Annotated in this window: 19 protein-coding genes; all 19 read left to right on the plus strand. The window is 39.2% G+C overall.

Annotated elements, in window-relative coordinates; all coding sequences use genetic code 11:
- Positions 1-381 (plus strand): hypothetical protein (locus tag Q1V93_RS06390; RefSeq protein ID WP_300662930.1); only part of this gene is annotated, 381 nt, incomplete at its 5' end.
- Positions 382-514: 133 nt separating this feature from the next.
- On the plus strand, positions 515-1,321 hold the full coding sequence (locus Q1V93_RS06395; protein WP_300662932.1) for a hypothetical protein: 807 nt from the start codon (positions 515-517) through the stop codon (positions 1,319-1,321).
- Between the two features lie 33 nt (positions 1,322-1,354).
- Positions 1,355-2,038 carry an SUMF1/EgtB/PvdO family nonheme iron enzyme gene (locus Q1V93_RS06400; RefSeq protein ID WP_300662934.1) on the plus strand — a complete coding sequence of 228 codons (684 nt, stop codon included), beginning with the start codon at positions 1,355-1,357 and terminating at the stop codon, positions 2,036-2,038.
- A gap of 194 nt (positions 2,039-2,232) precedes the next feature.
- Positions 2,233-2,748, plus strand: a complete 516-nt coding sequence (locus Q1V93_RS06405) for a HEAT repeat domain-containing protein (protein WP_300662936.1) — start codon at positions 2,233-2,235, stop codon at positions 2,746-2,748.
- Between the two features lie 29 nt (positions 2,749-2,777).
- Positions 2,778-3,224 carry an NAD(+)--rifampin ADP-ribosyltransferase gene (gene arr / locus Q1V93_RS06410; RefSeq protein WP_300662938.1) on the plus strand — a complete coding sequence of 149 codons (447 nt, stop codon included), beginning with the start codon at positions 2,778-2,780 and terminating at the stop codon, positions 3,222-3,224.
- A 39-nt stretch (positions 3,225-3,263) separates the two neighbouring features.
- Positions 3,264-3,848: a hypothetical protein gene (locus tag Q1V93_RS06415; protein ID WP_300662940.1), complete on the plus strand. Its 585-nt coding sequence runs from the start codon at positions 3,264-3,266 to the stop codon at positions 3,846-3,848.
- Positions 3,849-3,888: 40 nt separating this feature from the next.
- Positions 3,889-4,584, plus strand: a complete 696-nt coding sequence (locus Q1V93_RS06420; RefSeq protein WP_300662942.1) for an SMUG2 DNA glycosylase family protein — start codon at positions 3,889-3,891, stop codon at positions 4,582-4,584.
- 104 nt (positions 4,585-4,688) lie between these two features.
- Positions 4,689-5,291, plus strand: a complete 603-nt coding sequence (locus tag Q1V93_RS06425; protein ID WP_300662943.1) for a hypothetical protein — start codon at positions 4,689-4,691, stop codon at positions 5,289-5,291.
- A gap of 118 nt (positions 5,292-5,409) precedes the next feature.
- On the plus strand, positions 5,410-6,597 hold the full coding sequence (locus Q1V93_RS06430) for a TlpA disulfide reductase family protein (RefSeq protein WP_300662945.1): 1,188 nt from the start codon (positions 5,410-5,412) through the stop codon (positions 6,595-6,597).
- A 42-nt stretch (positions 6,598-6,639) separates the two neighbouring features.
- On the plus strand, positions 6,640-7,404 hold the full coding sequence (gene map / locus Q1V93_RS06435) for a type I methionyl aminopeptidase (protein ID WP_300662947.1): 765 nt from the start codon (positions 6,640-6,642) through the stop codon (positions 7,402-7,404).
- A gap of 138 nt (positions 7,405-7,542) precedes the next feature.
- Positions 7,543-8,019: a MarR family transcriptional regulator gene (locus Q1V93_RS06440; RefSeq protein ID WP_300662950.1), complete on the plus strand. Its 477-nt coding sequence runs from the start codon at positions 7,543-7,545 to the stop codon at positions 8,017-8,019.
- A 1-nt stretch (position 8,020) separates the two neighbouring features.
- A complete protein-coding gene (locus Q1V93_RS06445; protein WP_300662952.1) occupies positions 8,021-8,524 on the plus strand; it encodes a transposase in 504 nt (167 codons plus the stop codon).
- A 91-nt stretch (positions 8,525-8,615) separates the two neighbouring features.
- Positions 8,616-9,077, plus strand: coding sequence for a GyrI-like domain-containing protein (locus Q1V93_RS06450; RefSeq protein WP_300662953.1), 462 nt, complete (start codon positions 8,616-8,618; stop codon positions 9,075-9,077).
- Between the two features lie 41 nt (positions 9,078-9,118).
- Positions 9,119-9,856 (plus strand): NAD(P)-binding oxidoreductase, encoded by a 738-nt coding sequence (locus Q1V93_RS06455; RefSeq protein WP_300662955.1) that lies wholly within the window; start codon positions 9,119-9,121, stop codon positions 9,854-9,856.
- Positions 9,857-9,905: 49 nt separating this feature from the next.
- Entirely contained in the window at positions 9,906-10,274 is a 369-nt protein-coding gene (locus Q1V93_RS06460; RefSeq protein WP_300662957.1) for a DUF1801 domain-containing protein, read from the plus strand.
- 127 nt (positions 10,275-10,401) lie between these two features.
- Positions 10,402-10,791, plus strand: coding sequence for a DUF1801 domain-containing protein (locus Q1V93_RS06465; RefSeq protein WP_300662959.1), 390 nt, complete (start codon positions 10,402-10,404; stop codon positions 10,789-10,791).
- The gene (locus tag Q1V93_RS06470; protein ID WP_300662961.1) at positions 10,788-12,542 is read left to right on the plus strand and encodes a S41 family peptidase; all 1,755 of its coding nucleotides are present in this window, start codon (positions 10,788-10,790) and stop codon (positions 12,540-12,542) included. The genes Q1V93_RS06465 and Q1V93_RS06470 overlap by 4 nt, the downstream gene beginning before the upstream one ends.
- A 67-nt stretch (positions 12,543-12,609) precedes the next feature.
- Positions 12,610-12,948 carry a hypothetical protein gene (locus Q1V93_RS06475; protein WP_300662963.1) on the plus strand — a complete coding sequence of 113 codons (339 nt, stop codon included), beginning with the start codon at positions 12,610-12,612 and terminating at the stop codon, positions 12,946-12,948.
- 218 nt (positions 12,949-13,166) lie between these two features.
- A partial coding sequence (locus Q1V93_RS06480) for a serine hydrolase domain-containing protein (RefSeq protein ID WP_300662965.1) occupies positions 13,167-14,449 on the plus strand: 1,283 nt, incomplete at its 3' end.

Genomic DNA, 14,449 nt, shown 5'->3' on the forward strand with positions numbered 1-14,449 from the left:
CACTTGTATGCCCAGGAAGTAGAATTAAGTAAAGACAACAAAGTCATTGTTGACGGGAAAGAAATTCTCAAATACGAAAAAGCAGACAACTGGCAATATTCATTCTTCAGTTTGGGAGGTGATGAGATTTTAATGTTCAAATACCAGAACAATCAAACCCAGGATGTTCAATCGGATGATTACTTCACCTTAAACTTTTTAACACTGCATAAAAAGGTGGAAACTTCAGATTTCGATTTAATCTATGCTGCCAATTCGAAGAAAAATATGCAAAAGCTGATCAAGCTTCTGCTCAAGGAAAAAGTGATTGACATGAATGGAGTGATTGATCCCGGGAAACTGGATGTATTTTACGAAAAGTACAATCAGAAAATCAAGTAAACAGGTTTTCAATGCAAAGCTTGAAATCTGCTTTTTTGAGGACAATCGGTTTTTGGAACCGTGGAATCAAATATCTTTATACAAACCGAACTTAAATCACCGGTTGGGTTATCCGATGATATATTTTTTATAAATGAAAATCGCAACGTACATTTTAGCAGCACTTGTCTTGGTTTCCTGTAGCAATTCAAAGAAACCACCGCTTGAAAAGAAAGCAGTTGTAATCGAAAAAGTTACGGAAAAACCGATTGATAAACCTGTCGTTGAAGAAACAACTGAAGAAGATTCCGAACCGCGTTTTGAGATTCTTTTACCCGGCACCTATCGCGATTGGGAAGGTAAAAACCCAGCGAATGATATCACGCATGACTGGGCTGATTTATATCAGAAAAATGGCCGGTATTATTTGGGAAAAGCTGATTTTACGATTGAAGACGGGTATTCCGAATGCTCCGGTGATTCGACCAAATCAATTGATTCGAAGAATAAAACAGTACTTTTTATCAAACATCCGGATTTGAAGTCAGGGGAACTAACTGCTGTCAAACTGACGAAGCATAAAATCTGGCCGGGAGAAAAAATGACTTTCAAATACAACGGTGTTTCATATCAACTACGGGCAAAAGGCGATGTCATTTCGTCTTATAAAGCACATACCGATACCGGGGAAGAACTATTCCGGGAAGTGAAAAATTACAAATTGTATATTTCTGCAGAGAACATTCCCGAATCTTTGTTTTTAACGGAAGAATCATTTAACGATACATTTACGGAATTACTGTTTATCGGAGATATTGACCGCGACGGAAAACCGGATATCATTGTGAGATCGAACAGGGATTACGAAGAAGAAAGAGCCATTTTGTTTCTTTCTACCGAAGCAGGAAAAGGCCGTGCTGTTGGAAAAGCAGGAGAAATTGCCATTCAGTTTGATTGCTAAGATTTTTTCGTCCAAACACTGAATTCAAGTACCATGAATGCAACGTTACGCTCGCACATCAGTGACCAAATGATTTCAATCCCGGGAGGGAGAATTGAATTGCGCGATGACCGAACAAAAGAAAAATGGACGGTGGAAATCGAACCGTTCCTATTGGCGAAATTTCCGGTAACGCAAGAATTGTATTTCGAACTGACCAGGGAGAATCCGGGTACGATGAAAGGCAATCAACTTCCGGTTGAAACAGTTAGCTGGAAAGATGCGGTTATTTTTTGTAATCGCTTATCTGCTGAATCAGGATTTGATTTATGCTATTTGATTCAGGAAGAAAACGAAGAGATTACTTTTGATCTTACTGCGAATGGATTCCGGTTGCCGACAGAAGCAGAATGGGAATATGCCTGTAAAGCAGGAACAAGCGGAATCAGGTATGGCGAGTTGAACGACATTGCCTGGTATAAAGACAATTCGGGGAACCAAACGCATGCCGTCGGACAAAAAGAACCAAATGCCTGGGGACTTTACGATATGCTGGGGAACGTTTGGGAATGGTGTTCTGATATTTACGACGAAACGGTTTACGGTTCGTATCGCTTGTTCAGAGGTGGCGGCTGGTGCGACGAAGAACGCAGTGTCATGGCAACAACCAGAAGAAGAAGTCATCCCTTAAAGTTTAAAATTGACGATCTCGGATTTAGGATTGCGAGAAACGGATGAGTAATCTTCTTTTGAAAATTATTTAATACAAATTCAATTTTTTAAAACAGACTGCCATAGGGTTGTCAGTGGAGTAGTTTTATTTCGCTTTCGGAATGATAAAATGAGTTTTAGTGATAAGGAATAATTTAATATTATTGCTTCATAAGAATGAAAAACAAATCAGATAAGAATAAAAACTTTAATTGAACATAATGGAACTAGCAGCACTTCTGAATGACAAGGCAACGAAGTCAAAAGAAAAAACAGAACTATTGAGCAAATTGGTTCTGGAAAGTAAGGTTTCGGCAGATGATTTACTGGAATTTGCCGGAACAGCGAAAGATCCGGTCAAAGCAACTTGTATTGAAGCGTTGGAATATGCGACCAAGCAAAAACCGGAATTAATGAATGAAAAAAACTTCCGGTTTGTGACAGCTGCTTTGACAGAAAAAGCCCCGCGAATCAAATGGGAAAGTGCAAAAGTGATTGGAAATACGGCACATCTTTTCCCTGCTCATGTGGATCAGGCGATCAACAATTTGCTCGACAATTCGGAGCACGATGGAACGGTGGTGCGTTGGAGTGCTGCCTTTGCGTTGGGAGAAATTCTGAAGTTGAAGACAAAGCACAACAAGGACTTGCTTCCTGCTTTGGAAGCAATTTGCAACAGAGAGGAAAAGAACAGCATCAAGAAAATCTATTTGGACGCAATCAAGAAGTCAAAATAGTGAAGAACTTAGGATCGAAAAAGAGTGTTATGAAACAGAATAAGAGCGAGAACGAAGCGAATGATTCGGGGCAAAGTCCTTTTTCTCAAACGTTTTTCCATGGAACAAAAGCCGACTTAAAAATAGGTGATTTGATTACAACCGGAGTTCAGTCGAATTACGGTCAACAGAAAAAAGCAAAATACATTTACCTCACTGCTACTTTGGATGCGGCTATTTGGGGAGCGGAACTTGCTTTAGGCGATGAGCCGGAAAGAATCTACCTCGTAGAACCAACGGGCGCGATAGAAGATGATCCGAATCTGACGGATAAAAAATTTCCTGGAAACCCGACAATGTCTTACCGTTCGGAACATCCGTTTAAAGTTGTCGGTGAAATTACCGTTTGGAAAAGTCACCCGGCGGATAAAGTGAAAGCCATGAAAGACGGATTGGCAAAGCTTAAAGAGCAGGGAATTGAAGCGATTGAGGATTGAGAGGAATTTTAAATCACTACTTTTTATTGTAAATGCTAAATGAGAATCATCAAAGGTATTGATAGTGAAAAAAGTATCACCCAAAAGAGAGTGTGTTATTCAAAAAGTTGGATGGATTATTTCGATACTGTAATCTTCACCCTCTTTTTCTCAACGGGTTTTGTTATCTGTCCCTTGTTAATCTATGCTTATGAACTTGATTACACCAATCTGAGTCCAAACGAAAAATTTCTCAGTACGATCATTTTACCTCCTGTAATTCTTTTCGGGATATATATGGTATTTCGAAAAATCACGGAACTAAGATTACGTAAAATAGTTACTGAATTTGACCGGGATTTGAATCAGAAATTGGTGCTTGAATTTGCAAAGCACGATGGTTTTGATATCAGAAGAAAATCTGGTTATTGTATTGTCTTAGACAAAACGAGCCTAATGAATCCAATGCTTGCAAAAACAGCTGTTTTACTTGTTCGAGATAAAACAATCTATTTCGCGATGATTCAGGATAGTTTTAAAGTGAATATTCCAACAATGATCTCACATTTTATTTTTGAATGGCGTATGAGAAAATGGCTGCGCCGAAATCTTTCATCAAAACTCCGGAATGGATCAATGAAATAAACCAGCTTGTTTTACCTTTACGTTCCAATCAAAAAATGGTATGACAAAAACGTTTGCGGAGAAAGTCATTGAATTCAATCGCCAGTTGCATTATTCCGGGAAACTTCCTGCCGGTTTTCAAGTACTGAATCCTTATCTGGATAATCCCGAAACGATGGTGGTTATGCAGCAGTTTTATCAGAAATATTACAACGATTCGGCTCAACGGAAATTTATTGTCGGGATTAATCCGAGTCGTCATGGCGCGGGAATCACCGGTGTGCCGTTTACAGATACCAAGCGCCTGGAAAGTGTCTGTGGCATCAAAATGCAATCGGCGTATACGCATGAGATTTCTTCCGTTTTCATTTATGACATGATTGCCGAATACGGCGGAGCAGAAGCATTCTATCAACAGTTTTACATCAATTCGCCGTTTCCGCTGGCGATTATCCGTGAAGGAAAAGGCGGAAGCTGGCTTAACGCCAATTATTACGATGACCGGGCACTTTTCGACATGGTAAAAGGATTCATGATCGATTCCTTGAAAAAGCACATCAGCCTGGGACTTGATACTTCGGAAGTGTTTATTCTGGGAAAGAAAAACGCGGACTTTATCCGCAAACTGAATGCCGAAGAGAAATTGTTTGACCGCTTGACGGTTCTGGAACACCCGCGTTTCATTCAACAATACAAATCAAAAGAGAAACAGCAGTACATCGAGAAATACATTTTGGCTCTGAGTGGTTCCGAATGATCCGGATGTTTATACTTTATTGGCACGGATTGTAGCCTGAAAAGTCGTATCTTTTGATAAGGAATAATCGAATTCCGCAAACTAGTGATTTAAAACCAGACAGAGTGACATTCTTCAAGAGAATATATGATTCCTTGTTCGGAAAGGATTATGGAATGATTTGGAAACAGTTTTCGAAGGAGAACTCAGGAATCTTCCGATTCTCATCAAGAGGTTACAGGCTTGATTTTCCTTACAGGAATTTTTCAATCACGATTGAAACATACAGTTATTACACAACTCCCGAAGAAACGTCGGAATATGTTCGTGGAGTCGTGGAGTTTGTTTCCACGGATCCGTTTAAAGTTTTGCTTACCCGACAAGGATTTGTTGAGAATATCAGCCGGATTTTCGGAGCCCAGGATATTCAGATCGGAGAGAAACGGTTTGATAAGGATTTCATGATCAAAAGCAATGATGAAGCAAAGACCCGGCTCCTGTTTTCAAATGATTCGATTGCAAAAATAGTGCTGAATAATCGCACCATTCGTTTGGAGCTTACGGACGGTGAAGGATTGTTTGGAGAAAAGCCCCGGGAAGGAAACACGATGCTTTATTATATCCTGGAGGGAGAAATCGAAGAAATCGGTCAATTAAACGCATTAAGCCTTCTTTTTAAGACCATGCTCGATGCCTTGATTGAAATGGGGGTTGTGAAATCGGATTAAATCATTCGGAGCAGTTTTCTTATATGGTGGATCAGAAATAATCCCTGATTTTTAGAATATTAATCATTCTTTTCCGTTTTCCTCCGTACGGAGAATAATTGTTTCTAATTAACACACTATGAACGACTACTTTATGAAAAAGATCCCGATTTCACTGCTTCTGATTCTCTCTTCTCGTCTTTTCGGGCAGTCTGAAGAGCAGCAGCAAATCCTTGAAAAAACGATCGAAAAATACCAATCGCACAGAAGTGTTTCGTATGATATTACTTACGAGATGAAATACTTTGATGATGAAAAACCGAATACCGTTACGAGTCATGTTGACATGCTGAAATCTGAAACGGATAGTGTTTTCAAAGGTTTTTTTGTATACGACAAGAAAGACAGTTTTTCCAATGAAATTAAATATTACAAACCCACAGATCTTTTTGTGATTGATCTCAACAAGGAAGTTGTAATCAAATTCGATGCTGCAAAAAAACAAACCGCTCCGATAACAGGGAAAATGGATGGAAGCGTATTGAAAATCTATTTTTTGGAGATAGACAAGTTGCAAAGAAAGCTCAAGAATCCGTTAAATAAGTGGAGTTGTTCCGATACTGCTGGTTATTTAAAAGTGAACATAAACTATCCGGACGATGAAGATTATTATGGTCGCGAAGAAGCAATTTATATCGACAGAAAAACAAAAACGATCACTCAAATAACGTATCTGGCCCGATACAAAGATCAGGTTCAAAGAAGTCAGTCGCTGATCAGTAATCTGACCTTTGACCACTTGAATGAAGTAAGTTTAGAGAAGCGGACAGAACATTATTTACAAACGTTCAAAGTGCAAAACTATCAGCCGTTGACGAAAGAGGATTACAAATTGTTGGAAAATGGGACCGTAGCTCCAAAAATAAACGGAACAATTTTCCCGAATTATGATGATACAATAGAACTCAGTGTTGGTAAAGTAATGATCCTGGATTTTTGGTTTACAACCTGTATGCCCTGCATAAAGGCAATACCGGATTTGAACAGACTGAAACAAAAGTACAAAGACAAAATCGAGATTATAGGAATTAATCCTTTTGAAAACCAGTTGAGACATCAAGCTAAAATTGAACAGTTTCTTCAACGAACACCGATGGATTATCCAATTCTACTGGTAAATGAAGTTCCGGAAGAATACAATATCCAGGGTTTTCCTACTTTGTATGTCATTGATCAGCATGGAAAAGTCCGTTTTTCATCAATGGGTTTACTGGAAAATACTTATGAAGAACTGGGTAAGGTACTTGAACAGATAACAAATAACTAACTTTGTTTCATCGCTGTAATACAAACGTTAAAAAAGGAAAGTATGTCAATCACAAAAGAATCTGAATTAACCGGAATGCAGGAAGCAAGTAAGGCTGTAGCAGAGACATTAAGACAAATGATCCATTACGCGCAGCCCGGAATGAGTACGAAAGAACTCGATGAATACGGTGCGCAGGTTTTGGCAGGTTTCGGTGCAAAATCAGCTCCTTATCTGACCTATGGTTTTCCGGGATGGACTTGTATCAGCGTAAACAACGAATTTTGTCACGGAATTCCTTCAAACAAACGCATCTTGCAAGAAGGAGATTTGGTCAATATTGATGTTTCGGCTGAATTGAATGGCTTTTGGGCAGATAATGGCGGCTCGTTTGTATTGGGTGAAGATCGCTACGGACATCAAAAATTGGTGGATGCTTCGAAAGAAATTCTACAGAAAACGATTGATAGCATTCGCGGCGGAGTTAAAATAGCGGATATTGGACATTTGATGGAATCTGAAGCCCGCAAAAGAGGATATAAAGTGATCAGAAACCTGGGCGGACATGGAATTGGAAGAAGTCTGCACGAAGAACCGGATGAATTGCTCAATTATAAAAACAGGTTTGATCAAAGACGTTTTAAGCGAAATTCAGTTGTAGCAATCGAAACCTTTATATCAACCACATCAACCTATGCTGATACGCTGAATGACGGCTGGACCATGGTTGGAAACAAAGGTGGATTTATGGCGCAGCACGAACATACGATTCTAATTACTGACGGAAAACCGCTTATCCTGACGGAAGCCAACCAAATTCTAAAATAAAAACAGTCGCATTTTTTCTTTACTGAAAGCCTTGTAATGCCTTGTTAAAGAGTGTTTAAGGACTTGCTTGTTTTTTTAACTGAATATTTGTTTTTTTACATGTTTTTAATTTATCTTTGTCACTAAGATATTTAGATGATGAGTGAAAAATTAGACAATCAGATTATCCAGCAATTCAGATTATCCAGCCGGGAGTATTCGGATGCTTCAATTTTCATGCATGAAACAATTGCCCGCAAGGCAGGACTTACAGGTTCTGATCATAAATACCTGGGACTGATTCTTCAGCATAAAGAATTGACGGCGGGCGACCTCTCAAAACTTACCGGGTTGACAACAGGAGCGGTAACCGGTTTGATTGACCGCCTGGAAAAAAAGAAATTACTCAAAAGACAGTTTACTAAGAACGATAGACGGAAAGTACTCATTGTGCCAAATGTGGAAAACAGCATGAAGTTATTAGAGCCGCTTTTTAGTGAATTGCAACAGAAAACATTGGAGCTTATAGCTTCTTTTTCGATCACGGAAATACAAACAATTGAGCGGTATTTTACAGAAGCAACCGCCATTATGAAAGAGGTAACACAAAGCATAAACACAGAACAAAATGATTAAAATGGAAAATATAACCACAAGCTATTTGACGAGAGCTGAGATATGGCTTTGTATCACCACATTAATTTACTTTTTAATGAATGGAGCACAGATTTTTGAAACGCTGGTTTTTGTTCCTAAATGGGTAAATTCTCCGCCTGATAATTTCGGTCTTCTATCGGATGGGCGCGGAGCGAGTTTAAAAGTGTTTTGGATTGTTTTTCATTCATTGCATGAGATTACATTCATACTTGCAATCATCTTCTGCTGGAAAATTGCCCCTGTCAAAAACTGGCTTCTGATTTTGTTTGCGGTTCATTTTGTTGTCAGGGTTTGGACACTTTCATATTTTGCACCCAATATTATCGACTTTCAGAAAGTTGCCGAAACTCCTTCACTTGCAAAAGATTTGGTGAACAGGACTTCGCTTTGGCAAACACTCAATTATGTCAGAGTTTCGATTTTTATTGCAGTTTCAATTGCATTGATTCCTTTGTGTGTCAGGTTGTTTAGCTTGAAACATTAAAAGCCAAAATCGGTGATTATTTTTCCGGACCCCTGACATAAGGTTGTCACTGTGCCATTTTAGCTTTGTGAGGTATTCTAAAAAGTAAACAATGGAAAAAGTAAATCTGGAGTCTTTTAAAGTAATCGGCATTTCGGTAAGAACTACCAATGAAAACAACCGGGCTGCAACAGAAATTGCAGATTTATGGGGAAGGTTTATGACTGAAGGAGTGATGGAAGCCATTCCAAACAAAATGGACAACACGGTGTATTCGATCTACACTGAGTATGAAAGCGATCATACGAAACCATACACGACCATATTGGGCTGCAAAGTAGAAAACCTGGACAAAATCCCGGCCGGAATGATTGGGAAATCAGTAGCAGGCGGAAGTTATGTGAAATTCTCTGCTAAAGGAGATTTGGTGCAAGGATTGATTGTGAATAAATGGGGCGAAATTTGGGAAATGGATTTAAACAGAGCATTCACCGCAGACTTCGAAGTTTTCGGAGAAAAGGCTCAAAACCCGGCAGACGCTGAGATCGATTTTTTAATTGCAGTAAGAGATTGATGAGAAATTTAGTGCTAATTTAAAAGTCAAAATAGCATCAAATGACAACATTGGTCGTCGGGGCAAGCGGAGCGACAGGAAAATTGCTGGTAGAACAGTTATTGAAATCCGGACAAAGAGTTAAAGTCATTGTCCGTTCAGAGAGCGCGATTCCGGATCATTGGAGTCACAGCGATCAGCTGGAAATTCTGCAAGGAAACATTGCTGAAATTCCTGTTGAAAAACTGTCTGAGTACCTTCGCGATTACGGGGCAGTAGCTTGCTGCCTGGGACATAATATGAGTTTGAAAGGTATTTATGGAAAACCACGAAAACTGGTGAGAGATTCAGTGAGTTTGTTATGCAGAGCAATTGAGAAGAACGCACCGGAAAAGCCCGTGAAATTCGTATTGATGAACACGGCAGGCAATCGAAACAGGGATTTGAATGAACCAATTTCAGTTGGTGAACGAATTGTAACCGTATTGCTGCGCTTATTATTGCCGCCACATCCGGACAATGAACAGGCCGCGGATTATTTGAGAACTGAAGTCGGGCAGAATAATCCGTTTGTTGAATGGGCGGCTGTTCGTCCGGATACTTTGATCGACGAAGGAAATGTAACAGAATATTCCCTGCATCCATCTCCTGTGAGAAGTGCTTTGTTCAGCCCGGGAAAAACCAGCCGGATCAACGTTGCAAACCTGATGTCGCGGCTCATAACGGATGAAAATCTGTGGATCAATTGGAAAGGACAAATGCCGGTGATTTATAACCAAATGATTGATTCCGGTAAATAAATGCCGCTTTCAAGCAAAAACAACTCATATCTAAAAAAAATAGTCAATCATGCTTGAAGAACTTCAACACTATTATTTGAATAAAACAGAACCAAACAAAAGCTGTTTGCTGGCTTTGAGAAGTCTTATTCTTGAGCAGGATCCGGATGTTACCGAAACCCGGAAATGGGGAATGCCATGTTTCTGCTATCGGAAAAAGATGTTTTGTTATTTGTGGACTGACAAAAAAACTGATCAACCATACATTTTGATGGTAGAAGGAAAATACCTGGATCATCCGGAGCTGGAAGAAGGAGATCGTTCAAGAATGAAGATTCTCAGAGTAGATCCGGGTAAAGATTTACCGGTTGAGCTTATTGAGACGATTTTACAAAAAGCACTGGATTTGTACCGGACAGGAATTATCAAAATCAAATAGATTGCGAACTGTTGATTAAATCAGAAACCATAAAATGAATCTGGTGAGTATACGACATGAAGTCCGATACATTGCGTCTCCACAATATCCAGGAGCTTTTGTTATCTTTAATTAAAAAGAGAATCAAATGAACCCGGATATTCAAGCATACAACCAACTACAAACAGAAGCGAATCAATTGATTTGTGATCTGCTGGCGCATGAAATCTGCAAAGGACTTCCTGAAGCCGAAAACAAAATCTGGCATGCACATCCTGTTTGGTTCCTGGAGGGAAATCCGGTGGTTGGATACAGCAAATTGAAAAACTGTGTGCGTTTGTTGTTTTGGAGCGGTCAATCATTTGGTGAAACCGGTCTGAAACCGGAAGGAACTTTTAAAGCAGCAGAATCGCGTTATACGGATGTAGAAGAAGTGAATACCATAGATTTGGCGCGTTGGTTGGAAAAAGCACGGGAAATTCAATGGGATTATAAGAACATTGTAAAACGCAAAGGACAATTAGAACGATTAAGATGAGAAATAACACCCTGAAAAGAACACCCGCTATTATTTCCTTTTTGATCCTTTCTTATGCATCATTCGGACAAGCGAAACAGTATTTTTATTTTTCGAAAGCCTGGAACTTTATCAAGTACTATCACCCTGATTTGGCTACCGGAAAAATAGATGCAGATAGTTTATTTCTGGCAAACATTCAACGAATCAATTCCAAACAAACCTGCGATGAGGTAATAGCCGTTTTGATAGCAGATTTGAGTAAACCTACTTCACTGAAGAAACAGTTTGTTTCCAAAGAAACGGATTTATTGAAGCAGAATCAGGATTTTGGGTGGTACGAAAAGAATTCCGAAATATCAAAAAAAACAAGGGCAACACTTCGTACTATTTATGACAACCGATTCACGGGTGAGGATCATTTTTACCTGACAAAGCAAGGTTGGGAAAGTGAGCTTCCCAACGAGAAGAAATATGAATTCAAGAAAGAGGAAAATCTGCCATTAGCCTATCGCTTGTTGACTTTTGCCAAAATACAGGGAGTAGTGGATTATTTGTATCCTTACAAATACTTGATGAGTAATCCATTTGACCGATTCGGGATGGAAAAACTGCCGCAATTAATTGAATGTAACACCAGGAAGGAATTGGAGGAAATTATCGCTCGTCTTATTTCAACTTTGGAAGACACGCATGCTTTCCGGTTTTACGAGCAACTGAAATTTAAAAAAGAACTTTTTCACAGTACATATTATCCTCCGTTCGATTACCAGGTATTCAACGATTACATCCTGGTCATGAATCTCATTTCACCGGAATTATGTACTAAAGCATCACTTCAAGTTGGAGACCGTATTTATATGGTAAACAATCAAAAAGTTTCTGAATTGATAGCGGATAAGAGCAAATTGCTTTCCAGCTCTAATCAAACGTTGTTGATCCACAAATTATCAGCTTACCTTAGTAATATTGTTTGGAACAATGACTCACCAGTCAATACATTCAGAGTCGGTTCGAATGGAAAAGAACGGGATTGTGTGATTGAATTTATTTCTGTCACAAACAAAAGTCAGGTGGCTGAAATCAATGATTATTTTCAAAAGAAGCAACAATCGCAGAAAACCCCGGAAGCTGAAAAGAAAGACTTTGCCTATTTCAAGATCAATCATATTTATCACCTGGTGGATACAATCAGTGACGATAAGGAAATAGACAGAATCATGGATTCGGTACTGGAAGACGCAGCATCTAAAAAAGCAATTGTTTTTGACATGCGGGGCTACCCGGATTGGGGCGGATTTGTGCATACATACATTTACAAATACTTTGCTGAAAAGGATAATTACTATCACAGAATTTACTTCCCGAATCCGGAGAATATCGGAACCTGGTTATACAATGGAGCTGCAAAGGAGTATTTTCCCGATATTCCCGGAAAAACCAGGCATAGCTACGCGGGCAAAGTGTTCATCTTGGTGAATCCGGAAACGTTGAGTGCCAGTGAGTTTTACACGATGAATCTGCAATATGTTTTTCCGGGTGCGGTAACAATCGGGCAAACAACAGCGGGCGCAGACGGAAATGTCAAAACCATGAATTTGCCGGGAGGTTACGAGTTATCTTTTACCGGATTAGGTGTGTTTTATCCAAATGGAGATCTGACGCAAAAAGTGGGTGTTAGAATCACAGAATCCATCAACTATACGGACGAGGATGTGATACTTGGACGAGATAAAGAAATGGATAAAGTAATCGAGTTGTTGGAGAAATAGTAGAAGAAAGTAATTTTACGTGGTACAATGATGCAGCTGATCCTGTATTTACCAAAAATCGCTAAGAATGGAACCAAATGAATCCAATGAGTTGGAGCAATACCTGGGAAAGGAAATGTTGCTTCTGAAATCTAAAAGAAGTATTGTAAACAAAGCCAGCCGGGATTTTGGATTTTCAAAAGAGGAAGTTGAGACACATTATGTATCTGCCAGATCCAAAATAAGAAAATCGGCAGGTAAAAGAGGATGGACTTATTTGTTACTCGGTTCTATCTTTTTGGGTGTCGGATTGTTCGGAACCTTATCAAACACAGGATTCATTTTTTATGGAGCAATACTTGGAGGAACAGCATTTTTGATCACAGCAATCGGATTATTTATGTTATCTGTCAAAAAGCACGTATAAATCCAGGGACACTAATGTCGTTGCCTTTCTTTGACATTGTTCCATTTTATCGTATACGTTTTCGTACAATACTTATTTTTATTTACTAAAAATGAATTCCCACCGATTATAAACGGGTTCTACCGATAATCAATGATCCCGTTCGATGGAATAAATTACGGGTCAGATTCTTTTAAGCGTCGTATTTTTGCTAAAAGAACTCATAAAACTCATTGATTATGATTAAAACGTACCTGTCACTTCTGCTATGCTTCTTCGTTGTATCTGCTGCATGTGCACAAAAAATGGATACTCAGAAACTCGATCTTTATTTCAAATCATTGGAAGAAAGCGGCAAATTTATGGGAAGCGTAGCCATTTCTGAAAACGGAAAGATTATTTATACCAAATCGCTTGGATTTTCAGATGTGGAAGCAAATACGAAAACAACTGAAAACTCGAAATACCGCATTGGTTCCATTTCGAAAACCTTTACAACGGTATTGGTTTTGAAAGCAGTTGAAGAGAAAAAGCTGGATTTGAACCAAACGATTGAGAAATTCTTTCCTACAATTCAACATGCAGATAAAATAACGATCAAATACTTGTTGGGTCACCGAAGCGGGATTCACAATTTCACGGACGATGAAAGCTATCCGTCCTGGTTGACGGAAGCTAAAACCGAAAAGGAAATGGTGGAAATCATTGCAAAGGGCGGGAGCGATTTTGCACCTGGAATGAAAGCTGAATATTCTAACTCGAACTTTGTTTTGTTAAGCTATATTCTTGAAAAGACGTTCAACAAACCCTATGCAGAGATTTTGAAAATATATATCGCGGATCCGATTGGGTTGACGAATACGTATTTGGGTGGAAAGATCGACACGAAAAACAATGAAGTGAAATCGTATCATTTTGCCGGAGGTTGGCAACCTGAAACAGAAACGGATATTTCCATTCCTTTAGGAGCTGGCGGAATTGTTTCTACCCCAAAAGATCTGACGAAATTCAGTGATGGGTTGTTCGGAGGAAAATTATTGAAAAAGGAAAGCCTTGAACTGATGAAAACACTGAAAGACGGCTATGGACTTGGTTTGTTTCAAACACCTTTTGTTGACAAAATCGGTTACGGACATACCGGTGGAATTGACGGCTTTAGTTCCGAATTTATTCATTTCGCAGATAAAAAAGTGTCATTTGCGTTGATCTCAAACGGGTCGAATTATAACAACAGTGCGATTATGATTGCGATGCAGAGCGCTTTTTACAATAAACCGTACGATATTCCCGTGTTTACAAGTTATGAGGTAAAGCCCGAAGATCTGGATCAATACGCAGGAGTTTATTCTTCTACCCAAATTCCTGTGAAAATAACGATTCTCAAAGAAGGCAAGATATTGACAGCGCAAGCTACCGGGCAAGCAGCATTTCCACTTGAAGCGAGTGCAAAAGATAAATTTGTATTCGATCAGGCCGGAATCGTGATGGAGTTTAACCTGTCTGAAAAAACAATGGTCCTGAA

This window comes from Fluviicola sp. (genome assembly GCF_030151805.1).
GTDB lineage: Bacteria > Bacteroidota > Bacteroidia > Flavobacteriales_D > Crocinitomicaceae > Fluviicola.

Bases quoted from the DNA above. Each gene is read 5' to 3' on its own strand.
- Q1V93_RS06475 (WP_300662963.1), top strand. From the start codon at position 12,610: ATGGAACCAAATGAATCCAATGAGTTGGAGCAATACCTGGGAAAGGAA.
- Q1V93_RS06440 (WP_300662950.1), top strand. From the start codon at position 7,543: ATGAGTGAAAAATTAGACAATCAGATTATCCAGCAATTCAGATTATCC.
- Q1V93_RS06450 (WP_300662953.1), top strand. From the start codon at position 8,616: ATGGAAAAAGTAAATCTGGAGTCTTTTAAAGTAATCGGCATTTCGGTA.
- Q1V93_RS06415 (WP_300662940.1), top strand. From the start codon at position 3,264: ATGAGAATCATCAAAGGTATTGATAGTGAAAAAAGTATCACCCAAAAG.
- Q1V93_RS06430 (WP_300662945.1), top strand. From the start codon at position 5,410: ATGAACGACTACTTTATGAAAAAGATCCCGATTTCACTGCTTCTGATT.
- Q1V93_RS06445 (WP_300662952.1), top strand. From the start codon at position 8,021: ATGGAAAATATAACCACAAGCTATTTGACGAGAGCTGAGATATGGCTT.
- Q1V93_RS06405 (WP_300662936.1), top strand. From the start codon at position 2,233: ATGGAACTAGCAGCACTTCTGAATGACAAGGCAACGAAGTCAAAAGAA.
- Q1V93_RS06460 (WP_300662957.1), top strand. From the start codon at position 9,906: ATGCTTGAAGAACTTCAACACTATTATTTGAATAAAACAGAACCAAAC.
- map (WP_300662947.1), top strand. From the start codon at position 6,640: ATGTCAATCACAAAAGAATCTGAATTAACCGGAATGCAGGAAGCAAGT.
- Q1V93_RS06420 (WP_300662942.1), top strand. From the start codon at position 3,889: ATGACAAAAACGTTTGCGGAGAAAGTCATTGAATTCAATCGCCAGTTG.
- Q1V93_RS06455 (WP_300662955.1), top strand. From the start codon at position 9,119: ATGACAACATTGGTCGTCGGGGCAAGCGGAGCGACAGGAAAATTGCTG.
- Q1V93_RS06470 (WP_300662961.1), top strand. From the start codon at position 10,788: ATGAGAAATAACACCCTGAAAAGAACACCCGCTATTATTTCCTTTTTG.
- Q1V93_RS06400 (WP_300662934.1), top strand. From the start codon at position 1,355: ATGAATGCAACGTTACGCTCGCACATCAGTGACCAAATGATTTCAATC.
- Q1V93_RS06465 (WP_300662959.1), top strand. From the start codon at position 10,402: ATGAACCCGGATATTCAAGCATACAACCAACTACAAACAGAAGCGAAT.
- arr (WP_300662938.1), top strand. From the start codon at position 2,778: ATGAAACAGAATAAGAGCGAGAACGAAGCGAATGATTCGGGGCAAAGT.
- Q1V93_RS06395 (WP_300662932.1), top strand. From the start codon at position 515: ATGAAAATCGCAACGTACATTTTAGCAGCACTTGTCTTGGTTTCCTGT.